Annotated in this window: 24 protein-coding genes; 11 read left to right on the forward strand and 13 right to left on the reverse strand. The window is 56.1% G+C overall.

Annotation, left to right across the window (positions count from 1 at the left end; genetic code table 11):
* Nucleotides 1-14 precede the first annotated feature (14 nt).
* The 6 genes from rlmKL (at nt 15) to rmf (ending at nt 7942) form a co-directional block, all read left to right on the forward strand.
* Complete coding sequence (gene rlmKL, locus FY206_RS08965; protein ID WP_032639315.1) at nt 15-2123, forward strand: bifunctional 23S rRNA (guanine(2069)-N(7))-methyltransferase RlmK/23S rRNA (guanine(2445)-N(2))-methyltransferase RlmL; 2109 nt, start codon at nt 15-17, stop codon at nt 2121-2123.
* Nucleotides 2124-2135: 12 nt separating this feature from the next.
* Nucleotides 2136-4043, forward strand: coding sequence for an ABC transporter ATP-binding protein (locus FY206_RS08970; RefSeq protein WP_032639317.1), 1908 nt, complete (start codon nt 2136-2138; stop codon nt 4041-4043).
* A 13-nt stretch (nt 4044-4056) separates the two neighbouring features.
* Entirely contained in the window at nt 4057-5310 is a 1254-nt protein-coding gene (gene pqiA, locus FY206_RS08975) for a membrane integrity-associated transporter subunit PqiA (RefSeq protein ID WP_032639319.1), read from the forward strand.
* Nucleotides 5311-5314: 4 nt separating this feature from the next.
* Entirely contained in the window at nt 5315-6955 is a 1641-nt protein-coding gene (pqiB, locus tag FY206_RS08980; protein ID WP_032639321.1) for an intermembrane transport protein PqiB, read from the forward strand.
* On the forward strand, nt 6952-7518 hold the full coding sequence (gene pqiC / locus FY206_RS08985; RefSeq protein WP_014883249.1) for a membrane integrity-associated transporter subunit PqiC: 567 nt from the start codon (nt 6952-6954) through the stop codon (nt 7516-7518). Before pqiB ends, pqiC begins: the two co-directional genes overlap by 4 nt.
* A gap of 256 nt (nt 7519-7774) precedes the next feature.
* Complete coding sequence (rmf, locus tag FY206_RS08990) at nt 7775-7942, forward strand: ribosome modulation factor (RefSeq protein ID WP_013097261.1); 168 nt, start codon at nt 7775-7777, stop codon at nt 7940-7942.
* Nucleotides 7943-8013: 71 nt separating this feature from the next.
* Here the strand turns inward: rmf and fabA are convergent, their stop codons facing one another.
* The gene (fabA, locus tag FY206_RS08995; RefSeq protein WP_008499931.1) at nt 8014-8532 is read right to left on the reverse strand and encodes a 3-hydroxyacyl-[acyl-carrier-protein] dehydratase FabA; all 519 of its coding nucleotides are present in this window, start codon (nt 8530-8532) and stop codon (nt 8014-8016) included.
* Between the two features lie 68 nt (nt 8533-8600).
* A complete protein-coding gene (locus tag FY206_RS09000) occupies nt 8601-10361 on the reverse strand; it encodes an AAA family ATPase (RefSeq protein WP_032639324.1) in 1761 nt (586 codons plus the stop codon).
* A 186-nt stretch (nt 10362-10547) separates the two neighbouring features.
* On the opposite strand from FY206_RS09000, the gene matP reads away from it, so the two are divergent.
* Entirely contained in the window at nt 10548-11000 is a 453-nt protein-coding gene (gene matP, locus FY206_RS09005) for a macrodomain Ter protein MatP (RefSeq protein ID WP_032639326.1), read from the forward strand.
* A gap of 64 nt (nt 11001-11064) precedes the next feature.
* Here matP and ompA read toward each other — a convergent pair whose 3' ends face one another.
* Both ompA and sulA read right to left on the reverse strand, forming a co-directional pair.
* Nucleotides 11065-12120: a porin OmpA gene (ompA, locus tag FY206_RS09010; RefSeq protein WP_120286683.1), complete on the reverse strand. Its 1056-nt coding sequence runs from the start codon at nt 12118-12120 to the stop codon at nt 11065-11067.
* 354 nt (nt 12121-12474) lie between these two features.
* Entirely contained in the window at nt 12475-12984 is a 510-nt protein-coding gene (gene sulA / locus FY206_RS09015; RefSeq protein ID WP_032639331.1) for an SOS-induced cell division inhibitor SulA, read from the reverse strand.
* A gap of 217 nt (nt 12985-13201) precedes the next feature.
* On the opposite strand from sulA, the gene FY206_RS09020 reads away from it, so the two are divergent.
* On the forward strand, nt 13202-13828 hold the full coding sequence (locus FY206_RS09020) for a TfoX/Sxy family DNA transformation protein (RefSeq protein WP_032639334.1): 627 nt from the start codon (nt 13202-13204) through the stop codon (nt 13826-13828).
* Here FY206_RS09020 and yccS read toward each other — a convergent pair.
* Together yccS and FY206_RS09030 are read right to left on the reverse strand one after the other, a co-directional pair.
* A complete protein-coding gene (gene yccS, locus FY206_RS09025; RefSeq protein ID WP_077064056.1) occupies nt 13785-15947 on the reverse strand; it encodes a YccS family putative transporter in 2163 nt (720 codons plus the stop codon). The two genes, FY206_RS09020 and yccS, sit on opposite strands and share 44 nt — an antisense overlap.
* Before the next feature lie 19 nt (nt 15948-15966).
* A complete protein-coding gene (locus tag FY206_RS09030; protein WP_032639339.1) occupies nt 15967-16413 on the reverse strand; it encodes a YccF domain-containing protein in 447 nt (148 codons plus the stop codon).
* Between the two features lie 123 nt (nt 16414-16536).
* Between FY206_RS09030 and helD the strand changes: the two genes are divergently transcribed.
* On the forward strand, nt 16537-18591 hold the full coding sequence (helD, locus tag FY206_RS09035) for a DNA helicase IV (protein WP_077064055.1): 2055 nt from the start codon (nt 16537-16539) through the stop codon (nt 18589-18591).
* A 58-nt stretch (nt 18592-18649) separates the two neighbouring features.
* Here helD and mgsA read toward each other — a convergent pair whose 3' ends face one another.
* On the reverse strand, nt 18650-19108 hold the full coding sequence (gene mgsA / locus FY206_RS09040) for a methylglyoxal synthase (protein WP_032642515.1): 459 nt from the start codon (nt 19106-19108) through the stop codon (nt 18650-18652).
* Between the two features lie 80 nt (nt 19109-19188).
* Complete coding sequence (gene csgI / locus FY206_RS09045; RefSeq protein WP_032639343.1) at nt 19189-19851, reverse strand: curli synthesis inhibitor; 663 nt, start codon at nt 19849-19851, stop codon at nt 19189-19191.
* Between the two features lie 174 nt (nt 19852-20025).
* Between csgI and FY206_RS09050 the strand changes: the two genes are divergently transcribed.
* Entirely contained in the window at nt 20026-20439 is a 414-nt protein-coding gene (locus FY206_RS09050; protein ID WP_008499920.1) for a CoA-binding protein, read from the forward strand.
* 37 nt (nt 20440-20476) lie between these two features.
* Here FY206_RS09050 and hspQ read toward each other — a convergent pair whose 3' ends face one another.
* Entirely contained in the window at nt 20477-20794 is a 318-nt protein-coding gene (gene hspQ, locus FY206_RS09055; protein WP_008499919.1) for a heat shock protein HspQ, read from the reverse strand.
* Between the two features lie 60 nt (nt 20795-20854).
* Entirely contained in the window at nt 20855-22045 is a 1191-nt protein-coding gene (rlmI, locus tag FY206_RS09060; RefSeq protein ID WP_032639345.1) for a 23S rRNA (cytosine(1962)-C(5))-methyltransferase RlmI, read from the reverse strand.
* A gap of 92 nt (nt 22046-22137) precedes the next feature.
* Here rlmI and yccX point away from each other — a divergent pair, with 92 nt between their 5' ends.
* The gene (gene yccX / locus FY206_RS09065; RefSeq protein WP_032639346.1) at nt 22138-22419 is read left to right on the forward strand and encodes an acylphosphatase; all 282 of its coding nucleotides are present in this window, start codon (nt 22138-22140) and stop codon (nt 22417-22419) included.
* Here the strand turns inward: yccX and tusE are convergent.
* From tusE to FY206_RS09080, 3 genes are all read right to left on the reverse strand, one after another.
* The gene (gene tusE, locus FY206_RS09070; RefSeq protein ID WP_032639348.1) at nt 22416-22745 is read right to left on the reverse strand and encodes a sulfurtransferase TusE; all 330 of its coding nucleotides are present in this window, start codon (nt 22743-22745) and stop codon (nt 22416-22418) included. The genes yccX and tusE overlap by 4 nt on opposite strands.
* 68 nt (nt 22746-22813) lie before the next feature.
* Nucleotides 22814-23365, reverse strand: coding sequence for a LuxR C-terminal-related transcriptional regulator (locus FY206_RS09075; protein ID WP_032639350.1), 552 nt, complete (start codon nt 23363-23365; stop codon nt 22814-22816).
* Nucleotides 23366-23375: 10 nt separating this feature from the next.
* Nucleotides 23376-24533: a CfaE/CblD family pilus tip adhesin gene (locus FY206_RS09080; RefSeq protein WP_032639352.1), complete on the reverse strand. Its 1158-nt coding sequence runs from the start codon at nt 24531-24533 to the stop codon at nt 23376-23378.
* Between the last annotated feature and the right edge of the window lie 7 nt (nt 24534-24540).

Consider the following 24540-nt stretch of genomic DNA (forward strand, 5'->3'; position numbering starts at 1 on the left):
GTAAAAGTGACGATATGAATTCTCTGTTTGCCAGTACGGCCCGTGGGCTGGAAGAGCTGTTAAAAACTGAACTGGAAAGCCTGGGCGCGCAAGAGTGCCAGGTGGTTCAGGGTGGTGTCCATTTTGAGGGCGACACGCGGCTTATTTACCAGAGCCTGATGTGGAGCCGCCTGGCGTCGCGCATCATGCTGCCGATGAAGGAGTGCAAGGTCTACAGCGATCTTGACCTCTATACCGGCGTACAGATGATCGACTGGACAGAGATCTTCACGCCAAACGCCACCTTTGCGGTGCACTTCAACGGCGTGAACGACGAGATCCGCAACAGCCAGTACGGTGCCCTGCGCGTAAAAGACGCCATCGTGGACTGCTTCACGCGCAAAAATAAGGAACGTCCGAACGTCGATCGCGAAAATCCGGATCTGCGTATCAACGTCTGGCTGAACGGCGACACGGCGAGCATCTCTCTCGATCTGAGCGGCGCGGGCCTGCACCTGCGCGGCTACCGCGATCGCACCGGGATGGCGCCAATCAAAGAAACGCTGGCCGCCGCGATCGTCATGCGTTCCGGCTGGCAGCCGGGTACGCCGCTGCTCGATCCGATGTGTGGTTCCGGTACATTGCTGATTGAAGCCGCGATGCTGGCCACCGATCGTGCGCCAGGGCTGCACCGTGGGCACTGGGGCTTTAAAGGCTGGGCGCAGCACGATGAAGCCCTCTGGAAAGAGGTCAAAGACGACGCGCAGACCCGCGCGCGTAAAGGCCTGGCGGAGTACGCCTCGCATTTCTACGGTTCAGACAGCGATCCGCGCGTCATTGAGCGCGCGCGCAGCAACGCCCGCCGCGCCGGTATCGGCGAGCTGGTCACCTTCGAGGTGAAGGACGTGGCGAACCTGACCAACCCGCTGCCGAAAGGCCCGTACGGTACCGTCATCAGCAACCCGCCATACGGCGAGCGTCTCGACAGCGAACCGGCGCTGATCGCCCTGCACAGCCTGCTGGGCCGCAACATGAAGGACCACTTCGGCGGCTGGAACCTGTCTCTGTTCAGCGCCTCGCCGGAACTGCTGAGCTGCCTGCAGCTGCGCGCCGATCGCCAGTTTAAGGCGAAAAACGGCCCGCTGGACTGCGTGCAGAAAAACTATCATCTGGCGGAGAAGGCGGCCGACAGCAAGCCGTCCGGCGTGGCGGAAGATTACGCCAACCGCCTGCGCAAGAACCTGAAGAAATTTGAGAAGTGGGCGAAGCAGGAGGGCATTGAATGCTATCGCCTGTACGATGCCGACCTGCCGGAATACAACGTGGCGGTTGACCGCTACGCGGACTGGGTGGTGATTCAGGAATATGCGCCGCCGAAAACCATTGATGCGCAAAAAGCGCGCCAGCGCATGCTGGACGTCATTGCCGCCACCATCGCCGTGCTGGGTATTGCGCCAAACAGGCTGGTGTTGAAAACCCGCGAGCGTCAGAAAGGCAAAAACCAGTATCAGAAGATGGGCGAGAAGGGCGACTTTATCGAAGTGGGTGAATACAACGCCCGCCTGTGGGTCAACCTGACCGACTATCTGGACACCGGCCTGTTCCTCGACCACCGTATCGCCCGCCGCATGCTGGGCCAGATGAGCAAAGGCAAGGACTTCCTGAACCTCTTCTCCTATACCGGCAGCGCCAGCGTGCATGCCGGTCTGGGCGGCGCGCGCAGCACCACTACGGTGGATATGTCACGTACCTATCTGGAGTGGGCGGAGCGCAATCTGCGTCTGAACGGTCTGACCGGACGTCAGCACCGCCTGATGCAGGCCGACGTGCTGGGCTGGCTGCGCGATACCGACGAGCAGTTTGACCTGATCTTTATCGATCCGCCGACCTTCTCTAACTCCAAGCGTATGGAAGATAGCTTTGACGTTCAACGCGATCACCTGCGCCTGATGACCGACCTGAAGCGCCTCCTGCGCAAAGGCGGCACCATTATGTTCTCGAACAACAAACGCGGCTTCCGTATGGATCATGACGGCTTAGCGGCCCTGGGACTGAAAGCACAAGAAATCAGCCAAAAAACGCTGTCTCAGGACTTTGCCCGTAACCGTCAAATCCATAACTGCTGGTTGATCACCGCGGTCTGAAAGGAAAAATAAATGTCTTTAATTAGTATGCACGGCGCGTGGCTCTCTTTCAGCGACTCACCGCTTCTCGATAATGCAGAGCTGCACATCGAAGATAACGAGCGCGTCTGTCTGGTGGGCCGTAACGGCGCGGGTAAATCCACGCTGATGAAGATCCTCAACCGCGAGCAGGGCCTGGATGACGGGCGCATTGTTTACGAGCAGGATCTGATTGTCTCCCGCCTCCAGCAGGATCCGCCGCGTCACGTGACCGGCAGCGTATACGATTTCGTGGCGGAGGGGATCTCCGAGCAGGCCGAATACCTGAAGCGCTATCACGAGATTTCGCATCTGGTGATGACCGATCCGAGCGACAAAAACCTCAACGAGCTGGCGAAAGTGCAGGAGATGCTCGATCACCACGGCCTGTGGCAGCTTGAAAACCGCATTAATGAGGTGCTGGCGCAGCTCGGTCTGGAACCAGATATGGAGCTGTCGGCGCTCTCCGGCGGCTGGCTGCGTAAAGCGGCCCTGGGCCGCGCGCTGGTCAGCGGGCCGAAGGTGCTGCTGCTGGACGAACCGACTAACCACCTGGATATTGAAGCGATCGACTGGCTGGAAGGGTTCCTGAAAACCTTCAGCGGCACCATCATCTTTATCTCGCACGACCGTTCGTTTATCCGCAATATGGCGACCCGCATTGTCGACCTCGACCGCGGCAAGCTGGTGACCTATCCCGGTGATTACGATACCTATCTGCTGGAAAAAGAAGAAAACCTGCGCGTGGAAGAGCTGCAAAATGCCGAGTTCGACCGCAAGCTGGCGCAGGAAGAGGTCTGGATCCGCCAGGGCATTAAAGCCCGCCGTACCCGTAACGAAGGCCGCGTGCGTGCCCTGAAGGCGATGCGCCGCGAGCGCAGCGAACGCCGTGAAGTGATGGGCAGCGCCAAAATGCAGGTGGAAGAGGCGTCCCGCTCCGGCAAGATTGTCTTCGAAATGGAGAACGTTAACTATCAGGTCGACGGTAAAGTGCTGGTGAACGATTTCTCCGCGCAGGTTCAGCGCGGCGACAAAATCGCGCTGATTGGCCCGAACGGCTGCGGGAAAACCACGCTGCTGAAGCTGATGCTGGGCCAGCTGCAGGCCGACAGCGGCCGCATTCACTGCGGGACCAAGCTGGAAGTGGCCTACTTCGACCAGCACCGCGCGGAGCTGGATCCTGACCGGACGGTGATGGATAACCTCGCCGAAGGCAAGCAGGAGGTGATGGTGAACGGCAAGCCGCGCCACGTGCTGGGCTACCTGCAGGACTTCCTGTTCCATCCAAAACGCGCCATGACGCCGGTGCGTGCGCTGTCGGGGGGTGAGCGAAACCGCCTGCTGCTGGCGCGCCTGTTCCTCAAGCCAAGCAACCTGCTGATCCTCGATGAACCAACGAACGACCTGGATGTCGAAACGCTGGAATTGCTCGAAGAACTGATTGACGGTTATCAGGGGACCGTGATGCTGGTCAGCCACGATCGTCAGTTCGTGGATAACACCGTGACCGAGTGCTGGATCTTCGAAGGTGAAGGGCGAATTGGTCAATATGTCGGCGGTTATCACGATGCAAAAGGGCAACAGGCACAGTCGCTGGCGACGAAGCAGTCAAAGTCCAAAATAAGTTCTGAACCTGCTGTAACAAAAGCAGAAACTGTCAAGAAAACCTCGGCTAAACTAAGCTATAACCTGCAGCGCGAACTGGAGGGGCTACCGCAGCGTCTTGAAGAGCTGGAGGCCGCGCTTGAGGATCTGCAAACACAGGTTGCTGATGCGTCATTCTTTACTCAATCGCATGACTATACTCAGAAAGTACTGTCAGAACTGTCCGCGGCTGAAAAAGCCCTGGAAGAAGCATTTGAGCGCTGGGAGTACCTTGAGTCTCTGAAAAACGGCGCATAAACAGGGATAACATATGTGTGACCAGCACCATGCCGACAGGCATATTTTATGCTCGCAATGCGATATGCTCGTGGCGTTGCCAGAGCTTGGTCACGGTCATAAAGCCCTGTGTCCACGTTGCGGGACGACGTTGACAACCGAGTGGGACGCGCCAAGGCAGCGTCCCACAGCCTACGCGCTGGCGGCGCTGTTCATGCTGCTGCTCTCCAATCTCTTCCCCTTCATCTCTATGAAGGTGGGGGGGATCACCAGCCAGGTGGATCTGCTTGAGATCCCGGGCGTGATGTTCTCGGAAGATTACGCCAGCCTCGGCACCTTTTTTCTCCTGTTTGTCCAGATAGTCCCGGCGTTGTGCCTGGTCGTCATCCTGCTGCTGGTGAACCGCGTCAGGATGCCGACATCACTGAAAATCCGGCTCGCGCGGATCCTGTTTCAGCTCAAAAGCTGGGGCATGGCCGAGATTTTTCTGGCGGGCATTCTGGTCAGCTTCGTGAAGCTGATGGCCTACGGCGATGTGGGCATCGGCAGCAGCTTTATTCCGTGGTGCCTGTACTGCGTTCTGCAGCTGCGCGCATTCCAGTGCGTGGACAGGCGCTGGGCGTGGGATGATATCGCCCCGGCACCGACGCTTGCGCAGAGGGTGAAGGTCGGCGTGCCCGGTATTCGTCAGGGGCTACGTTCCTGCCCGTGCTGCACCGCCGTGCTGCCCGCCGATGTCGACGTGTGTCCGCGCTGTGAAACGAAAGGTCACGTACGCCGCAAAAATAGCCTGCAGTGGACGATGGCGCTGCTGGTCACGTCCATCATGCTGTATCTGCCGGCCAATATTCTGCCAATCATGATCACCGACCTGCTCGGTGACAAAATGCCCTCGACGATCCTGGCCGGGGTCATTCTGCTGTGGGGGGAAGGTTCTTATCCGGTTGCCGGGGTCATCTTTATCGCCAGTATTATGGTGCCCACCTTAAAAATGATCGCTATCGCCTGGCTCTGCTGGGATGCGAAAGGTCATGGCAAACGCGACAGCGAACGCATGCACCTGATTTATGAAGTGGTCGAGTTTGTCGGACGCTGGTCAATGATTGACGTGTTTGTCATCGCCGTTCTCTCTGCACTGGTGCGGATGGGCGGTTTGATGAGTATTTATCCCGCGATGGGGGCTTTAATGTTTGCACTGGTTGTGATTATGACCATGTTTGCGGCCATGACCTTCGACCCTCGTTTATCGTGGGATCGTGAGCCTGAATCAAGCCATGAGGAAGAGTAAGAGCATGGAAAATAAGAGTGGAGAGGCGAAAGTGCAGAAGGTCAAAAACTGGTCGCCGGTGTGGATATTTCCCATCGTGACTGCGCTGATCGGTGCCTGGATCCTGTTTTATCATTACAGCCATCAGGGACCGGAAGTCACGCTGATCACCACCAATGCGGAGGGCATTGAGGGCGGTAAAACGACCATCAAAAGCCGTAGCGTGGACGTGGGCGTGGTGGAAAGCGCAACCCTGACCGACGATTTAACCCATGTAGAGATTAAGGCGCGTCTGAATGCCGGCATGGAAAAACTGCTGCACGGCGATTCCGTTTTCTGGGTCGTTAAGCCGCAGGTGGGACGTGAAGGGATTAGCGGCTTAGGGACGCTCCTCTCCGGTGCCTATATCGAACTGCAGCCCGGCACGAAGGGTAGCCAACCTGGGCAATACCAGCTTCTCGACTCGCCGCCGCTCGCGCCGCCGGATGCCAAGGGCATCCGCGTGATCCTCGACAGCAAAAAAGCAGGTCAGCTTACGGCGGGCGACCCGGTCCTGTTCCGCGGCTACCGCGTCGGATCGGTGGAGAAAAGCACGTTCGATCCGCAGAAACGCGCGATCAGCTATCAGCTCTTCATCAATGCGCCAAACGATCGTCTGGTTACCAGCAATGTCCGCTTCTGGAAAGACAGCGGCATCGCGGTCGATCTGACCTCGGCAGGCATGCGCGTTGAAATGGGCTCGCTGACAACGCTGTTTGGCGGTGGCGTGAGTTTTGACGTACCGGAAGGCCTGGATCTTGGGCAGCCGGTGGCAGAGAACACCGCTTTTCGTCTCTTTGACGATCAAAAAAGCATTCAGGATGCGCTCTATACCGATCACGTTGACTTCCTGATGTTCTTTAAAGACTCCGTTCGCGGCCTGCAGCCGGGTGCGCCTGTTGAGTTCCGCGGTATTCGTTTGGGTACGGTTGGGCAAGTGCCGTTCTTTGTGCCTGGCCTGCAGCAGGTTCTGGATGATGATTACCGCATTCCGGTGCTGATTCGTATAGAACCTGAACGCTTGATCAACCAGATTGGCGAGAATCAGGATATTGCTACGCATATTTCTCAACTGATGGAGCGCGGTCTGCGCGGATCCCTGAAGACGGGTAACCTGGTGACCGGCGCGCTGTATGTGGATATGGACTTCTACCCGAAAGCACCGCCAATTACCGGTATCCGTGAATTCGGGGGGTACAAGATCATCCCAACGGTGAGCAGCGGTCTGGCGCAGATCCAGCAGCGTCTGATGGAAACCCTGGATAAGATCAACAATCTGCCACTGAATCCGATGATTGAAGCGGCAACCGGCTCGCTCCATCAGAGTCAGGAGACAATGCAGCGTCTGCAAACCACGCTGGATAACATCAACAAGATCACGGCGAGCCAGAGTATGCAGCAGCTGCCGCAGGACATGCAGAAAACGCTGCGCGAGCTTAACCGCAGTATGCAGGGCTTCCAGCCGGGCTCGGCGGCCTACAACAAGATGGTGGCAGACATGCAGCGTCTTGATCTGGTCTTGCGCGAACTGCAGCCGGTGCTGAAAACGCTCAACGAGAAGAGCAACGCGCTGGTGTTTGAAGCGAAAGATAAAAAGGATCCTGAGCCGAAGAGGGCGAAACAATGAAAAAATGGCTAGCGATTGTAGGAGCGATGGTACTCACGGCCTGTAGCTCAGGCAGTGAAACGAAAAGCTACTATCAGCTACCGCTGATGGCGCAGGCAGGTACCCAGAGTACCGCTTCACAAGGCAACCGTCTGCTGTGGGTTGAGCAAGTTGCCGTGCCGGACTACCTGGCTGGCAACGGGGTGGTCTACCAGACCAGCGATGTACAGTACACCATTGCCAACAATAACCTTTGGGCCAGCCCGCTGGATCAGCAGTTGCGCAATACGCTGGTGGCCAACCTGAGCAGCCAGCTTCCGGGCTGGGTTGTTGCTTCCCAGCCACTGGGTAGCGATCAGGATACGCTGAACGTTACGGTAACGGGCTTCCATGGTCGGTATGACGGTGCCGTTATCATCAGCGGGGAGTGGCTGCTGAACCATCAGGGGCAGCTGATTAAGCGTCCTTTCCATCTGGAGCTGAAGCAGCAAAAAGATGGCTATGACGAAATGGTGAAAGTCCTGGCGCAGGGTTGGGCCCAGGAGTCGGCCAGCATCGCGAGGGAGATTTCCCGGCTGCCATAAGTAAAATTCATCATTAAAAACCGCAATTGGCCTGGCGCTGATTGCGGTTTTTTTTTCGTTTTGGCTTCAGGTTGTTACTTGTGCCGGGTCACACTTTTTGTACAAATGATCTTCTGGCTAGCTCACAAATATGACACCCGTATGAATTTTGAACATTGACGCTGCAATGAATTCGGGGTATTCGTTATCTGTGCCTGTGCAATGAGTGCAGACACTGTTTTCTTTCCACCAGACAAAAGAATGAGGGAAACGAGGCATGAAGAGACAGAAACGAGATCGCCTGGAACGGGCTCATCAACGTGGTTATCAGGCCGGCATCGCTGGGCGTTCTAAAGAAATGTGTCCTTATCAGACGATAAATCAAAGGTCACAATGGCTTGGAGGCTGGCGAGAAGCCATCGGCGACAGGGCACTCATAGCCTGATAACGTCTCTTTAAAAAAAGAAACCTCCGCATTGCGGAGGTTTCGCCTTTCTGGAGGTGCCAAAAGCACGATCAGAACGCGGAAGTGTCCTGGAACAGGCCAACTTTCAGGTCGCTTGCGCTATAGATCAGACGACCGTCGACCAGCACTTCGCCATCTGCCAGGCCCATAATCAGGCGACGGTTAACGATGCGCTTGAAGTGAATACGATAGGTCACTTTCTTCGCTGTAGGCAGAACCTGACCAGTGAATTTCACTTCGCCCACGCCCAGCGCGCGGCCTTTACCTTCGCCGCCCAGCCAGCCCAGATAGAAGCCAACCAGCTGCCACATGGCATCCAGGCCCAGACAGCCAGGCATTACCGGATCGCCAATAAAGTGGCAACCGAAGAACCACAGGTCCGGGTTGATATCGAGTTCTGCTTCTACGTAACCCTTATCGAAGTTGCCGCCGGTTTCGGTCATTTTCACGACACGGTCCATCATCAGCATGTTCGGGGCCGGCAACTGTGGGCCTTTCGCGCCAAACAGTTCACCGCGACCAGAGGCAAGAAGATCTTCTTTTGTATAGGATTCGCGTTTATCTACCATGTTCTCAGTAAGCCTTATTTTAGTGAAGGACGCAGGATAGCTAACACGTGTACGCTGAACAAGTCCGATCAGTTCGAACTAAACCAGCCCAGCCAGCGTAACGGCCATGGATAACGGTGGCGAGCATCCTGCTGTGTCGCCTGAGCAATGCGCTCCTGGATAGTCTGCATCAGGGTGGTTTGCCCTTCACCATCCCACACCAGGTTTGTCAGTAAGGGTAGTGCATCCTCAATCCCTTCGATGGCCCAGATAGCGAACTGCTCTTGTTCAACCGCATCCAGAATATCCTGGCTGAGGCTCAAATGGCGCGCATTGGGCGCAGGAATAATCACGCCCTGTTTGCCGTTTAAACCACGCTGCTGACAGATAGCGAAGAAGCCTTCAATTTTTTCGTTGAGGCCACCCACTGGCTGCGCACGACCAAACTGGTCCACCGAACCGGTGATCGCGATATTCTGATTGATAGGCACTTCCGCCAGGGCGCTGATCAAGGCGCACAGCTCCGCCATGGAGGCGCTATCGCCATCCACTTCGCTGTAGGACTGCTCAAACGTCAGCGAGGCGGAGAAGGGGATCTGTTGCTCGAGCTGTAGCTCTGACATCAAAAACGCCTGCATGATCATCATGCCTTTCGCATGAATGTTGCCGCCCAGCTCGGCTTTCCGTTCGATATCGGTGAACTCGCCATCGCCAATGTGCACAACGCAGCTGATTCGGGACGGTTCCCCGAATGCGCGCGGATGGCCAGGAAATTCAATGACCGACAGGGCGTTGATCTGCCCAACGCGTTCGCCTTCGGTTTCCACCAGAATTTGTTCAAGCAGAATTTCATCCTGCATACGGTCAGCAAGGTAGCCTTCTCGCCACTCGCGCTGGGCCAGCATCTGGGAGAGCTGTTCTCCGGTGAACGCGCCGTCACCGCCGATCGCGCCCACTTCACGCAGCTGTTTGCCGATCCAGAGCGGGCAAAGCGGCAGCGTTTCCTGGTCACCGGTGTAGCGTACCGCTTCACGGATTAAGCCCGGCCACGAGTCAGCCGCAGGCGTTGGTAGGGCAAAACGTTCCGCAACGGCCATCACCCACTGGCACCACTGCGCCATATCGTCGGCATCGGCAATCTGGATGTTGTCTTCGTATTCGCTATACACCGCCTGCTCAGCCAGTTCCGGCTCCATTTCCTGGAAGTCAGCCAGCGATTCACGGTCTCCCGTCAGCACGACGGTCAGCGACAGCGGCATAGACGGAACAGAGACTGGCAGAGGACGAGACTCGTCGTAGCCGACCCAGTCGAAACGCTGCTGGTGCACGATGGTTTTCAGACGCATCCACAACAGCGGCTGCGAGAGCAGGGTGCGCAGAGAGATGATGAGAACACCGCCATTTGCGCGGTGTACCAGCCCCGGCTGCAGCGAAAGTTCTCCGTTAAACTGGCGCAGACACCCAAAAAGCTGTTCAGCCTCGACCCAGTTAGCGGTAATCACTTCACCCTTAGCGGCAAAACCGCCATCGGCCTGCGCCGCCGGTTCGAATGTAACATCACGTCCCGCGATACGATACTGGCCGCCAAAAACTGCGTTCGCTTCCGGCTTCAGCTGGCGTACGGCATCTCCGAGCAGCGTCAGGTATTCCGCTTCTTCCGGAGCCTTGAGCAGCATGAAAGGCGCAGTTGCCCACGGGCTTAACACCTGCTCCAGCGCATAATGCAAACGGGGCTGCGTATCGCTAAGGATGAATTCGTGTTCTTTTGCGAGATCTGGCTGTGCAAACAGTTCCTGATAACTTTCGGTATCCGGAACAAGGTCACGCCATGCAAGTTTCGTAATGGTCAAAGTTGATGTTTTTTAGTCAGATGTAAAAGCGTGGAGTATACCGTAAGCGGGGGGCTCTACCCAAGCAGGATTGGGTATTTCGGCAGGCCGATTGGCTGCATTCACTCACAGGATATGATTTCTTTTCAGCAGATTGCTAAAAAACTGATATTCTGAACAGAGTTACGTGGTAACACTGAGATCGCAATGAAATATCAACAACTGGAAAATCTCGAAAGCGGCTGGAAATGGAAGTACCTGGTCAAAAAGCACCGTGAAGGGGAGCTGATCACCTGCTACATCGAAGCCAGCGCTGCGCAAGAAGCCGTGGATATTTTGCTGACCCTCGAAAATGAACCGGTTCAGGTTAACGGCTGGATAGAGAAACACATTAATCCTGCATTGTTAAACCGGATGAAGCAAACTATCCGCGCGCGACGCAAACGGCATTTTAACGCTGAGCATCAGCACACGCGCAAAAAATCAATCGACCTGGAGTTCGTTGTCTGGCAGCGTCTGGCCGGGCTTGCCCAACGACGGGGCAAAACGCTTTCGGAAACCATCGTGCAGTTGATTGAAGACGCCGAGCATAAAGAGAAGTACGCCAGCCAGATGTCGACGCTGAAGAACGACCTTCAGGCGCTGTTGGGCAAGAAGTAGATTTTTACTTTTCTTCAGACAATAAAAAACCCCGCATGGCGGGGTTTTTTTATAAGACGATAACTTATGCCGCTGGCTGAGTTACAACGTCTTTGATGCCTTTAACTTCGATCTCTACGCGACGATCTGGAGCCAGGCAGTCGATCAGTGCAGCGCGAGCTTTCACGTTGTCACAGGTGTTGCCAGTCACTGGGTTAGATTCGCCCATACCACGTGGGGAGATCTTGTTAGCTGGGATACCTTTAGAGATCAGGTAATCAACAACAGACTGAGCACGTTTCTCAGACAGTTTCTGGTTGTAAGCGTCAGAACCGATACGATCGGTGAAGCCCAGAACCACTACGGAACCGTCTTTAGGATCCAGGTTGCTCAGCTGGGTGTACAGCTGATCCAGTGCCTGCTGGCCTTCTGGTTTCAGAGTCGCTTTGTTGAAGTTGAACAGAACGTCAGACTTCAGAGTGAAGTGCTTGGTCTGTACTTCTGGAGCTGGAGCCGGCGCTGGAGCAACAACTGGTGCTGCGTCTTCCTGCTGGCCGAAACGGTAGGAAACACCTACGCTCAGCATGCCGTTGTCTGGACGAACGCCAACGGTAGCACCGTCGCCGATGTTGTTAACCCACTGGTATTCCAGACGGGTAGCGATGTCACGGGTCATAGCCCACTCAACGCCACCAGCGAATACTGGGGAAACACCGGTGTCATGGTCGTCGCCAGCGATGCTGTTGCTGGAGTCAGCGCGCCATACCATGCCGCCCAGACGGGTGTACACGTCCAGATCGTCAGTTACTGGGTAACCCAGTTTAGCGGTCAGCTGAACGCCCTGTGCTTTGAAAGCGCCGTTTACGGTGTCGCCTTTGTATGGCATACGACCTAACCAGTCGTAACCCATTTCAAAACCAACATACGGGTTAACCTGATAGCCACCGAACGCACCTGCACCAAGCTGGCTCTCGTGAGTAGGGCCATCGTTGTTCAGGCTGCTGTTGTACCAGCCGGTGTCGTGGAACTGAGACCAGCCCAGTTTACCACCTGCATACCAGGTATTATCTTTCGGAGCGGCCTGCGCTACGGTAGCGAAGCCAGCCAGTGCCACTGCAATCGCGATAGCTGTCTTTTTCATTTTTTGCGCCTCGTTATCATCCAAAATTCGCCATGAATGTCTCAACTGAGAATCACGGTTAAATCCTTCACCGGGGGGCGTGGTCAAATATAAATCTACCGATATCTTCGGCTTAGGCCGAGCACCCCTAGCGATGTAAAGTCTACAACGTAGCTGAAAACTTACAAGTGTGAAGTCCGTCAGGCATATGAAAAAAAAAGTTCCGTATACCGATTATTTAACATTTTTCGAACGAATTTTGTGCAATAAAATTAAGGAGAACCGCACCAGACAAGCCTTGCCGCAATTTTGAGACCGGGAACTTAAATCCCATCTTGCTGTCAAAAAAAATTCCAGGAAAAATCTTAATTTCACTCAGTGATACAAATTTGAGTGAATTTTCAGCCCAGAAAGTTGTCCTTTGCGGTAAGAATCCGATCGAACCGGACGCATAATGAATCCGATCGCATTTCCTTCTTCAGCGGCTTCCGTCAGACGAAAATGCTCTTCTTCCGTCAACTCTTCCGATAACCATCCAATCACCACGCTGTAATTTCCGGTGCGTAACGCACGAATCATTGACTCAACGGTATCGCACGGTGCGAGCTGATTAATCTGCATGACCTTGGTTAGCGGAAGGCCTGCGGACTGAACCCACTCACGGCTCAGTTTTTGCTGAGGCGTAAGCCAAAGCTGCCAGCGCGATTGCTGACCAAGCTGTTGCAATAACGGCAACAACAGAAGTTGCGTCAACAGGGGCTGGTCTTCACGATAAACCACTTCACTGATAAGCCCCGTGGAAACACGCTCGACGGATTTCTGCGCGACATTGCCTGCGGTGGAAGAGAGAGAGGTTGAGCGATTTGCATAGCCTGAAGTGTGCATATTCATTCCAGCCCTGTAGTTACTGTATGGATATACAGTAACTCCTGTATGCATAAAGATCAACCTCATTTTCGGAAAGCGACTCGCAAAATTCATTCAATCTTGAGGCCCCTTGAAAAATCATCTTGCTCAACGGAGATAAGTTGCCTATTTTCCTGCTAACGGATCCGCTAGTAAGAAATTTCGTTGTTACTTTATGATTTTGAAGGGAAATATCATGAAAAAGATATCTTATGAACGGATTTATAAATCCCAGGAATACCTTTCACCACTTGGCGAGATCCATCATCGCGCGCTGTTTGGAGGCTACACCCTGGCGGTGGATGATGCCGTCTTTGCCATGGTGTCTGATGGCGAACTTTATCTTCGGGCCTGTGAGGAGAGTGCAAAATACTGTGTCAAAAATGCCTCTTCATTTTTAACGCTGATGAAGCGAGGCCGCCCGGTGCTGCTTAACTATTACCGCGTGGATGAGGGATTATGGCAGGACAGGGAGCGGTTGCTCCAGCTCTCTTCCTTTGCGCTCAGCGCGGCAAGAAAAGAGCGCTATCAGCGCCATCAGCGTAACCGACTAAAAGATCTGCCAAACCTGACCTTTCAGATTGAGGTCTTGCTCTTTGAAGCAGGCATCACCAATGAAGAAACGCTGCGGGCGCTGGGGGCCAGAGCGAGCTGGCTAAAGATGCGGGCAAAAAATAAAGCGCTCAGCATCAAGGTTCTCTTTGCGCTTGAGGGGGCAATCGAAGGGCTGCATGAGGCGGCACTCCCGGCAGGCATTCGCCGGGAGCTGACGGAGTGGTTTAATGCGCTGCCTGAGCCACAGGAGAACTACTCCTCCAGGTAGCAATTTGCTGTTGCAGCCGGCAAATTTCAGGCAGCAGAGCGATAAGCAGGCCTATCTGCTGTAGCACCAGCGGCGCTTTGCTGTCGTTTCCTGGATCAAGATGCGCAATGCGTTGAGCCAGTTCATCCAGCGCCTGCTGAACGCGCGGCTCATCGGCCGGGCGGTGGTGAAGTGCGTCATCGACATAGCAGACGGCGTCATCAAGCAGGTTGAGAATTCCCGGGTTGGTGAGCTTCTCTCGGTGGGCGCCCAGCGTTGAAATATAGCTGGTGAACGTATGGTTCAGGCAGAGCAGGCGGAACGCAGTCTCGCGAATCTCCTCCGTGGCGCGAGGCTCCGTCGACATGTTCGAGACAACGGAGGCCAGTTCTGCATCACTATTGTGCGCATCGCGACGGGCTATCCGGTACGCCAGGCGGTTATCGCGCCCCTGGTGGTACTGTTCCAGAATAGCGTCAAGGTAGCGACAGTTGGCGTTCATTGCCCTGTCTACCACCCGCGGCAGATTGCGGAAACGCCAGTCTGGCCAGATAAAGCTGACTGCGGCCCAGGCAATTGCACAGCCAATCAGCGTATCAATCACGCGAGGCAAGGCGACTTCAAACCCTTCACCCAGCAGGTTAAAGCACAGCAGCACCAGCAGCGTGATGAACATGGTGGCATGGGCATACTGCACGTTGCGAAACGCGAAGAACAGCACGCCGGTAATTACGATGAGGATCAGCTGACCTTCGACGGAAGGCACAAAATAGAGCACCGGAAGGCCGATCGCGACGCCAACCAGCGTGCCGATAATGCGCAGCGCAAGACGGTGTCGGGTGGCGTTGTAGTTCGGCTGGCAGACGAACAGGCTGGTCAGCAGGATCCAGTAGCCGTGTTGCAGCCCGGTTATCTGGATAAAGGCGTAACCCACGCACAGCACCAGCGACATTCTCACGGCGTGGCGAAAGAGCGCCGACTCCGGCGTAAAGTTACGGCTCAGCCGTAGCCACATATCGCTAACGCTGTGCACGCTGTCATCAGCAAGCTGATTGTCCACCTCGCTGCCCGGTAGCGCCATCGCCTGTTCGGACTCAATGGTCGCCAGTTGAGCGTCAATCGCCCGCAGGTTGTTCAGCAAAAAACCAAGTGCTTTGATGTGTTCCGGCGACGTTCCGCTGGCCTGAACGCGGTCGAGGGCCGCATCAAGGTGGCTAAAAACGCGTTCAAAGCGCGGGTCATGCTGATAGGGCGTGCGCAGCAGAATGGAGCGCGAGAGCTGCTGGCAGGCCTGGGACTGCATGGACAGCAGACGCTGGAAGCGAAACATCACGTCGCTGTAGCGGAACTTTTCGCGCAGGGCAGCATACTGAACGTGCGATGAGCTGGCGCGTTCATGTATATCCTGGGCAGCAAAATAGTAGTGTAAGGTCCTTCGGGTCCCGCGCTGGCCGCGGTCGCCGCGCAGGCGGGTAAGCAGCGAGGCCTTTGTCTGGTTCAGGGTGGCGACCAGTTGGCCATTTGCCAGCGCCAGATCGTAGAGCGGAGCCTGACTTTCTTCTTCGATATCGGGGTCGAACAGCCGGGATTTGAGTTCCAGATAGTGGGCCAGCTGCTCAAAGCTGCGGGCAAGGTTATCCTGCAGCGGGCGAACCGGGAAGATCAGATGACCGGTCAGCGTCAGCAGGTTGTACCAGACGGCGCCCAGCAGCATCAGAACAGGCTGCTGATACCAGTGGTCGTACAGGGAAACGCCCAGCATGGTGTAGATGGCGATCAGCAGTGCCCCAAACGCGATGGTGGCATAGCGCTGCCCAAGGCCGCCCAGCAAAATAAACCCGCTGGTCGAGAGCGTCAGACCCAGGGCAAACAGCCAGGGCCAGGGGAAAAGCAGCTCAACGGACGCTGACGCGATAAAAAAGCAGACGAGCGTGATGACTAGGTTACGTAAACGCCCGGCCAGGCGATCGTCCAGGTCCGCCAGCGCCCCGGCCACTACGCCAAGGGTGAGCGGAATGGTGAGCTTGACGTCATTCAGCCACCAGGGCAGGGCAACCGTGCCGCAAAGCGCGATAAATATCCTGACGTTATAAAGCCAGGTGCTGTTCCAGGTATAACGGCGAAGCAGTGGGCTTAGCATAAACGCGGCCAGTCCTTATTTACTGAAAACGACGGCGAGCGTTTGCTTCACGCGCCGCCTGGGCCACTTCTACCGGAACAACCCTGCGCCCGACGGGCCAAAGCGCGATAGCGGCGATCTTAAAGTTTGCGATCCCCACCGGAATACCAATAATCGTGATGCATTGTGCAATACCGGCAAAAATATGCATGATGCACAGCCACCAGCCGAAGAATATCAGCCACAGAATGTTAAGCAGGGTTCCGCCCGTGTTCATCAGGGCGTTTTTGCTCTCCGGGTTCAGCTCGTCAACGTGGACGGCTTCGTTCCCGTAAGGAACCAGGGAGAGTTTTGTGATTTCCCAGCAGGAGCGGGTCAGGGGGAGCGTGAAAATCAGGACGATGCTCACCAGCGTGGCAAAAAGCCAGGAAAGGGTGGTGGCAAAACCGCCCAGCACAAAATTCAACACATTCAGAACGGTACGCATAAACCCTCACTTCCTTTCGATAAAATTAACGCCCAATGATTGTAACGTTTTTTTAGGCTGGAGCACCTTAAAACTGGCAGTTAAACTGTCAGGTAAATTATCTCTTCGTGGATGTGGCGGAACATGGAACTGAAAGCAACGTCGTTAGGCAAACGCCTGGCGCAACACCCTTACGACAGGGTGGTTCTCCTTAATGCCGGGGTGAAAGTCTCCGGGGAACGCCACGAATACCTTATTCCGTTTAATCAGCTTCTGGCCATCCACTGCAAACGCGGGCTGGTGTGGGGCGAGCTGGAGTTCGTCCTGCCTGACGATAAAGTCGTGCGCCTTCACGGCACCGAGTGGGCGGAAACCCAGCGTTTCCATCATCACCTCAACGCGCTCTGGCAGCAGTGGAGCCAGGAGATGAGCGTAATTGCCTCCGGGGTGCTTCAGATGGTGCTGGACGATATTGCGCAAATCAACGCGCAGCATTCGTGGCTCACCCGTCAGCAGACCGCCGGGCTGCAGCAAAAAATCCGCCAGGCGCTCTCGGCGCTGCCGATATCCGTGACGCGCCTCGAGGAGTTTGACAATTGTCGCGACGCCTGGCGACAGTGCCAGGCCTGGCTGAATGATAAGGATAAAAGCCGTCTCGCCCATAACCAGGCCTGGACGGACGCCATGCTTACCCAATACGCCGACTTTTTCAGCACGGTGGAGTCTTCTCCGCTTAATCCGGCTCAGGCGCGCGCGGTGGTCAACGGCGAGCAGTCGCTGCTGGTGCTGGCGGGCGCCGGTAGCGGTAAAACGTCGGTGCTGGTCGCGCGTGCCGGCTGGATACTGACGACGGGCGAGGCGGTAGCCGACCAGATTCTGCTGCTGGCTTTTGGCCGCAAGGCAGCCCAGGAGATGGACGAACGGATCCAGGAACGTCTCCATACTCGGGACATAACCGCCAGAACCTTCCATGCCCTTGCGCTGCATATTATTCAGCAGGGCAGTAAAAAAGTGCCTGCCATCAGCAAGCTGGAAAACGACGCGCAGGCGCGTCAGGCGCTGTTCATCAAAACGTGGCGCCAGCAGTGCAGCGAGAAAAAGGCGCAGGCGAAAGGGTGGCGTCAGTGGCTGGAGGAGGAGCTCAACTGGGAGGTGCCTGAGGGCAGCTTCTGGCAGGATGACAAACTCGCGCGTAGGCTGGGTTCGCGGCTTGACCGCTGGGTCAGCCTGATGCGAATGCACGGCGGAACGCAGGCAGAGATGATTGAAAGCGCGCCGGAGGCGATCCGCGATCTGTTTTCGAAGCGGGTCAAGCTGATGGCGCCGCTGCTGAAGGCCTGGAAAACCGCGCTAAAAGAGGAAAATGCCGTCGACTTCTCCGGCCTGATCCATCAGGCCATCATCATTCTTGAGAAGGGCCGTTTTGTCAGCCCGTGGAAGCATATTCTGGTGGACGAGTTCCAGGATATCTCGCCGCAGCGTGCGGCGCTGCTCTCGGCGCTGCGGGCACAAAATAAGCATACGTCGCTTTTTGCGGTGGGCGACGACTGGCAGGCCATCTATCGCTTCAGCGGGGCACAGCTTTCGCTGACGACCGCGTTCCACCACTATTTTGGTGAAGGGGACCGCAGCGATTTGGACACCACCTACCGCTTCAACTCCCGGATTGGTGAAATCGCCAACCGCTTTATCCAGCAGAACCCGCACCAGCTGGCCAAGCCGCTCAATAGCCTGCGCCCGGGGGATAAAAAAGCCGTCACCCTGCTGGCGGAAGACCAGCTGGAGCCGCTGCTGGACAAGCTCAGCGGCTACGCGAAGCCCGATGAACGGATCCTGGTGCTGGCGCGCTACCATCACCTTAAACCCGCGGCGCTGGAAAAAGCGGCCACCCGCTGGCCGAAGCTGCAGCTGGAATTTATGACCATTCACGGCAGCAAAGGGCAGCAGGCCGACTATGTCATTGTGGTGGGGCTGAAAGAGGGCAGCGATGGTTTCCCGGCCCCGGCCCGCGAGTCGGTAATGGAAGAGGCCCTGCTGCCGGTGCCGGAAGACTTCCCGGATGCCGAAGAGCGTCGTTTGCTGTATGTGGCCATCACCCGCGCGCGCCATCGCGTGTGGCTGCTGTTCAATAAAGACGAGCCATCCGCGTTTGTCGATATTTTGAAGAGTCTGGACGTGCCGGTAGCGAGAAAGCCGTAGCGACGACGGGCAAGGATGGGTAGGCCGGGTAAGGCGAAGCCGCCACCCGGCAAAAAAGCTACTTCAGTCTCTCAGAAAGATAACGCTGATAGTCCGGAATCAGGATATCAACCGGCGAACTGAACTGCGGTGATTCGATGATGAAATCCGCCGTCGAGAGGTTTGTCGCCACCGGAATATTCCACACCGTCGCCAGGCGCAGCAGCGCTTTAACATCCGGATCGTGCGGAACCGCGTTGAGCGGATCCCAGAAGAAGATCAGCACATCAATTTTCCCTTCGGAAATCTGCGCGCCGACCTGCTGATCGCCGCCCATCGGGCCGCTCAGCATGGCATTCACCTGCAGACCCGTTTCGCGCTGGATCAGGTTTCCGGTGGTGCCGGTCGCCGACAGGGCGTGCTTTTCCAGCAAAGACTGATGGCGGCGAACCCAGTTAAGCAGCATTTGTTTACAGTGGTCGTGCGCCACCAGCGCAATGTGTTTGCGTTCAGGCAGCGTGCGTGTTGTCAATTCCATAATCATATCCATCAGGTTAACTCACTACACGATGACGGGAACCGCCTGACGCTGCAAGAGAAAGGCGTAAAAAATGTGGCTTATGATGACGGCTGTTGTTTTGCCCACTGTAAAAACCGGGCCCGCGTGTCGGGATCGGCCTGCTGGAACCAGAATTTAAGGCGCTGTTCCGTCAGCGTCTGGGACTGAGGGGGTATAACGTCCAGCTCAGAGACGCCGGACAGCAGCGTGCTGTCGTCCGCCATCATGGTGGCAAATTGCGGAAGCGACGCGCGTTTGCCTGCTTTGTTGTAGGTCTGGGTCGCGGCCTCGTAGTCCGGACCTTTCGGTGAGGCCGTCAACGCCAGAATATCCAGCTTCACCGGAATCGGCATAGCATCCCCGTCCAGCAGCTCAATGCGGGGTGACGCGTCGAAGGCCGCCGATTCCTTCTCCGTTTCAAGGCGAGGAAGGGTAATGTTCACCTGACTGATTTGCCGCGTATTAAAGCTGACGATCAGCGGCGGGGAGATGTACATTCGTTGCTCGTGATTCGCCAGAGCGATCGATTTTTCCACCCGGAAGACCAGCTGGTGCGGCCCGTTATCCAGCTCAATGCTGTCCGCACCGCGCAATAGCGAACTGGAGACCTTTTTTCCGTCCAGGATCAGAAGATCGATGTCGGTCGAGAGCCGGAGCGTCGTAGCAAAAACGCAGGCCGGCATCACTAACGCAATCAGAGCAGTGGCAATACCGGTTTTCATAGAAGGCTCCCGTCAGAAATCCTGTCGCCGCAATAATGTATCTAAATTTTTCGATAATCATGTTTACTAACATATAGACATATTTCGCCGTTTTGCCCTCATGCATCCGTATGGGATGGATGGTTGAGATGTGCGGTTTGGCGTACACTTTTAAAAAAAGCCAGGAGAAAAACCATGAAAGAGAACGACATTGCCGAGATTCTGACATCCACGCGTACCATTGCGCTGGTGGGCGCGAGCGATAAACCCGATCGTCCAAGCTATCGGGTGATGAAATACCTTCTCGATCAGGGTTATCACGTCATCCCGGTCTCGCCAAAAGTGGCGGGGAAAACCTTACTGGGCCAGCAGGGATATGCCACGCTCGCTGACGTGCCGGAAAAAATTGATATGGTCGACGTTTTCCGTAATTCCGAGGCCGCGTGGGAAGTGGCGCAGGACGCTATCGCCGTCGGGGCGAAAACCCTGTGGATGCAGCTGGGCGTGATTAACGAGCAGGCCGCGGTGCTGGCGCGGGATGCGGGGTTGAACGTCGTCATGGACCGATGCCCGGCGATCGACATCCCGCGACTGGGGCTGGCGAAGTAATAAAAAAAAGCCCGTTCATCGGGCTTTTTTTACACGCTTAGTTCCGCAGGCGCGGAGCCTGTAACTGTTTGCGGATAGTCTGAGCAAGTTCATCCATTGTGGGTTGTTCCGGATGTTCTTCCTGCAGCTCGCTGCTCAGCTGCGCTTCGGCCAGATAGGTGTGAACGGGTTGTCCATCATCACCTTCCATCACCACATGGTACCAGGGCGCGGCGCGAAGCTCGGCATTCACCGCCAGCTCGTCTGCTGACGGTTCATCAAGGGAATACTCCGGGTCGATATCCACGACCACACCCAAATACCCGAGCAAAGTGTGGCGGACCTGCTGGCCGATACCGAATTTGCTGGCAATCATAGTCACCTCCCGGGAAATACGACTTACACGTTATGTGCGGGCAATATTTCTCTTTTCAAGTTACATGACGCGACAGGCAAACCCTTTCAGATACAGTCCTTCCGGGTAGGTAGCAATCACGGGGTGATCGGCTGCCTGACGGAACTGCTCTATAAATTGTACATCACGGCCAGCATCTATTGCGGCATCAGCGATGATTTTCTGAAATAAATCTGTGGTCATCAGGCCGGAGCATGAGAAGGTGAGCAGGATCCCGCCCGGGTTCAGCAGCTGGATGGCCAACATATTGATATCTTTATATCCACGGCAGGCACCCATCAGCTGGTTTTTGTTTTCCACAAACTTGGGCGGATCCATCACGATGACGTCGAACGTCTCGCCCTGGTCGCGATACTTACGCAGCAGCTTGAAGACGTCGTCGCGCACAAACTCCGCTTTGCTCAGATCCAGCTTATTCAGCTCAACGTTCTGTTTTGCCACGTCCAGCGCTTCCTGCGACGTATCCACGCTGACGACCTGCGCACAGCCGCCCATCAGCGCCGAAACGGCAAAGCCGCCGGTATAGGAGAAGCAGTTCAGCACGCGCTTGTCGGCGACGTACTGACGCGTCGCCAGGCGGCTGTCGCGCTGGTCAAGGTAGTAACCCGTTTTGTGCCCGCCCTGAATATCCACCAGCAGCTTCATGCCGTGCTCTTCAATCGGCAGCAGGGCTGGCGGCAGCTCACCCGTGACGGGGCCCTGCGTCAGCTCCATCCCCTCTTTTTTGCGCACGGCAACATCGCTGCGGTCATAAATGGCGCACTGCGGGAACAGCGTTTGCAGCGCGCTAATCAGCGCGGCGCGCTGGTATTCCGCCCCGGCGCTCAGGAGCTGCAGCACCAGGAAGTTACCGAAGCGGTCGATGGTCACGCCCGGCAGACCGTCTGACTCACCGGCAATCAGGCGATAGCTGTCCAGACCGTCGCGTTTTGCCAGCCACTCGCGCCACTGCTGCGCCTGCTGCAGGCGGCGGACGAAGAAGTCGATGTCGATGGTTTCGTCTTTATCGAACGTCCAGACGCGCGCGCGGATCTGGGACGCGGGCGAGTAGGCGCCTCGCGCTAACCATTTGCCCTGGTGGTCAACGATATCAATGGTTTCACCGAGGCTGGCTTTGCCTTCCATACGGGCAACCGCGCCGGAAAAGACCCAGGGATGGCGGCGCAGTAATGACTTCTCGCGCCCTTTGGCTAACACTAAACGTACACTCATAATTTGCTGTTCTGTCGATTCAAGAAAATGGCCGCCATTTTCCCGAGTTCAGTGGGGAAATGCAACGCGCCAGACGGATAAGGAGAAGGAAGATGTCAAAAGTCTGCACCATTGCCTGGGTTTACGGCGTCGTTCAGGGCGTTGGGTTCCGCTACAGCACCCAGCGCGAAGCGATTGAGCTTGGGCTGACGGGATACGCGCGCAACATGGATGACGGTAGCGTTGAGGTGGTCGCCTGCGGCGAAGCGGAACAGGTTGAAAAATTGATGGCGTGGCTGAAAGCGGGGGGACCGCGCAGCGCGCGGGTTGATAAGGTCTTAACGGAACCGCATCAACCCGGTCGGGAGTACGTTAACTTCGGTATTCGTTATTAAATGCACTTTACCGGCTTAGGCAGGCCAGCAATTTTTGTTGCCTGTTTTGCCGGGCCCTTCGGGAACAGACGATAGAGATAGCGGCTGTTGCCTTTCTCTTCGCCGAACTTACTTGCCATGGCTTTGACCAGCATGCGGATAGCCGGAGAGGTGTTGAATTCAAGATAGAACTCGCGGACAAAACGCACCACTTCCCAGTGTTCGGGGGAAAGGGTAATCCCTTCGTTTTCCGCAATTTTCTCCGCCAGCGGTTCGCTCCAGAGCGTTGTATCTTTTAGATAGCCTTCGCTATCGGTCTCAATTTCATGGCCTGCAAAAATGAACATAATCTTCTGTCGTAGGTGAAAAATCGGCGACAGTGTAGCAAAAAAGCCGCCTCAGGATAAACCGTGACCTACAGGAGCAGCTGCAGCAGATTGTTGGCATTGAGCTTTTTCAGCGCGTTGCATTTGTGGGTCGACACCTGTTTCTCAGACATGCGCGTCACGATGGCAATGTGGCGCACCGGCAGCCCGGTGAGCATCAGATCGAGCACGTTGAATTCAAGTCCGGTAAGACAGCAGTCCAGACTGCGCACGCGGCGAGGCTCTTTTGCCAGCAGATATGCCGCATCTGCGACGGCGATCCTGTCATCGATGATATAAACGGTTAGCGTGACAAAACGCTTGCGTAAATGCGTCGCCAGCGCCCATCCCTTTTCATTGCAGACCAGATAAAGGCTGCCTTGCCAGCGGGCGGCTTCCAGTCTGAGTAAAATGTTAATCAGCGCCTGATGCGTACCCGCAACGGAAAAACGACAGCGTACGACAACCACGCGGCGGGTAAGCAGGGTTGGCTGCCATTGTACGGTATCGCTTATGACCTCTGGCTGGACGCCACGACGCAGCAGCGCATAGCGCAACCCTTCGGCGTAAAATCGATTATTGTCGAGAATGGCGTAACTCACGGTGACCTCGTTATAACGTGCTGGGCGTGTAGATAACGCGCAGCGTGCCGGTATAGTCACCCGCATTTTTGCTGCTGGCGGCAAATGCAGGCGTTTTCAGGATAATAGGGGCGGGAATGCACAGCACGCTCTCGCGTCCGCCGGGCAGCACGACCTGACGCAGATACTGCGGATCGTTCGTGCCTTGCCAGACGATGGTTTTACCATTGGCGACAGTGTCGGTTGCGCCGGTAACGGGATGGGTAACAAAGACCTGATAGTCGAGACGATCCCGCGCGTCGGTCGGGCTGCCACCGCGTCGCCGGATAGAAAATGCACCTTCGGCACGGCCCGCTGAGGCGAGTCCGTCATCCTCAAATCGCAGATAGGTACGGGTGCTGGTGGCGTTTTTGCCGTCGTACAGGCACATGTCCAGCGAGGCTTCGCCCTGAATCTCGCTGCCGCCGGGGCGACCCGGGAAGTTGGTCAGGTTGAGGTTAACGATCGGCGTTGAGTGGGGGAAGGCGGGCAGATAAATCTGCTGATTGCCGGGATCGACCACCTCGATGCGGATCGATGCCTGCCAGCTGGCGATGGTCAAATATCCCGGGCAGCCCACGTTGCCGTCGTTAAAATTACCGCCGCAGGCGGCGCTGCCCCATTCGCGCAGGTTTTGCCTGAGCGTGGCGGTCCAGATGCCGGCCTGATTGAGCTTGTTCAGCTCGCTTTTCACGATGTAGTAATCAAAATAGGGCTCGCGGTCCCACGCCGCGAGATCGCCCGCGCCGCCGGTGACGTAGCTGGCGAAGGCGTAGGTTTTGCCGTTCATGAACATGTGCTTTTCGCCGTAAACCTTTACGTCCACCGTTTTTTTAGTCACCGAATGGGTAAAGCGCAGGTTAATCGGATAAGGCGATGCCGGGTTGGCCGTAAACCATACCGGTGCGGTCATGCACGCGCCGTAGGTGGGGTCGGTGCGCGACTGGCAGGTGAGGGTATTTCGCCCCCACTTCTGCGGATCGTTGGCGATAAAGCCGCCCGACTCGTGCAGCCAGATGTCCAGGCGCGCCGGAGAGGCCATGCGATCGACGCTCATCCCGACGCTGGTGTTTCTGCCCCCCGCGCTGGCCGCCAGCGCCTGGCCGGATCCTGTGCTTAACAGCAATAAAACTAAGAGTAATTTTTTCACATCACGT

Origin of the sequence: Enterobacter chengduensis (genome assembly GCF_001984825.2) — a bacterium.
Lineage (GTDB): Bacteria > Pseudomonadota > Gammaproteobacteria > Enterobacterales > Enterobacteriaceae > Enterobacter > Enterobacter chengduensis.

What these genes read in the sequence shown, in the direction of transcription:
- pqiC (WP_014883249.1), top strand. Translation starts at nt 6,952, where the DNA reads ATGAAAAAATGGCTAGCGATTGTAGGAGCGATGGTACTCACGGCCTGT.
- ompA (WP_120286683.1), bottom strand. Translation starts at nt 12,120, where the DNA reads ATGAAAAAGACAGCTATCGCGATTGCAGTGGCACTGGCTGGCTTCGCT.
- csgI (WP_032639343.1), bottom strand. Translation starts at nt 19,851, where the DNA reads ATGAAAACCGGTATTGCCACTGCTCTGATTGCGTTAGTGATGCCGGCC.
- yccS (WP_077064056.1), bottom strand. Translation starts at nt 15,947, where the DNA reads ATGCTAAGCCCACTGCTTCGCCGTTATACCTGGAACAGCACCTGGCTT.
- rlmI (WP_032639345.1), bottom strand. Translation starts at nt 22,045, where the DNA reads ATGAGTGTACGTTTAGTGTTAGCCAAAGGGCGCGAGAAGTCATTACTG.
- matP (WP_032639326.1), top strand. Translation starts at nt 10,548, where the DNA reads ATGAAATATCAACAACTGGAAAATCTCGAAAGCGGCTGGAAATGGAAG.
- pqiB (WP_032639321.1), top strand. Translation starts at nt 5,315, where the DNA reads ATGGAAAATAAGAGTGGAGAGGCGAAAGTGCAGAAGGTCAAAAACTGG.
- helD (WP_077064055.1), top strand. Translation starts at nt 16,537, where the DNA reads ATGGAACTGAAAGCAACGTCGTTAGGCAAACGCCTGGCGCAACACCCT.
- sulA (WP_032639331.1), bottom strand. Translation starts at nt 12,984, where the DNA reads ATGCACACTTCAGGCTATGCAAATCGCTCAACCTCTCTCTCTTCCACC.
- mgsA (WP_032642515.1), bottom strand. Translation starts at nt 19,108, where the DNA reads ATGGAATTGACAACACGCACGCTGCCTGAACGCAAACACATTGCGCTG.
- fabA (WP_008499931.1), bottom strand. Translation starts at nt 8,532, where the DNA reads ATGGTAGATAAACGCGAATCCTATACAAAAGAAGATCTTCTTGCCTCT.
- FY206_RS09030 (WP_032639339.1), bottom strand. Translation starts at nt 16,413, where the DNA reads ATGCGTACCGTTCTGAATGTGTTGAATTTTGTGCTGGGCGGTTTTGCC.
- pqiA (WP_032639319.1), top strand. Translation starts at nt 4,057, where the DNA reads ATGTGTGACCAGCACCATGCCGACAGGCATATTTTATGCTCGCAATGC.
- yccX (WP_032639346.1), top strand. Translation starts at nt 22,138, where the DNA reads ATGTCAAAAGTCTGCACCATTGCCTGGGTTTACGGCGTCGTTCAGGGC.
- FY206_RS08970 (WP_032639317.1), top strand. Translation starts at nt 2,136, where the DNA reads ATGTCTTTAATTAGTATGCACGGCGCGTGGCTCTCTTTCAGCGACTCA.
- FY206_RS09050 (WP_008499920.1), top strand. Translation starts at nt 20,026, where the DNA reads ATGAAAGAGAACGACATTGCCGAGATTCTGACATCCACGCGTACCATT.
- rlmKL (WP_032639315.1), top strand. Translation starts at nt 15, where the DNA reads ATGAATTCTCTGTTTGCCAGTACGGCCCGTGGGCTGGAAGAGCTGTTA.
- hspQ (WP_008499919.1), bottom strand. Translation starts at nt 20,794, where the DNA reads ATGATTGCCAGCAAATTCGGTATCGGCCAGCAGGTCCGCCACACTTTG.
- rmf (WP_013097261.1), top strand. Translation starts at nt 7,775, where the DNA reads ATGAAGAGACAGAAACGAGATCGCCTGGAACGGGCTCATCAACGTGGT.
- FY206_RS09020 (WP_032639334.1), top strand. Translation starts at nt 13,202, where the DNA reads ATGAAAAAGATATCTTATGAACGGATTTATAAATCCCAGGAATACCTT.
- tusE (WP_032639348.1), bottom strand. Translation starts at nt 22,745, where the DNA reads ATGTTCATTTTTGCAGGCCATGAAATTGAGACCGATAGCGAAGGCTAT.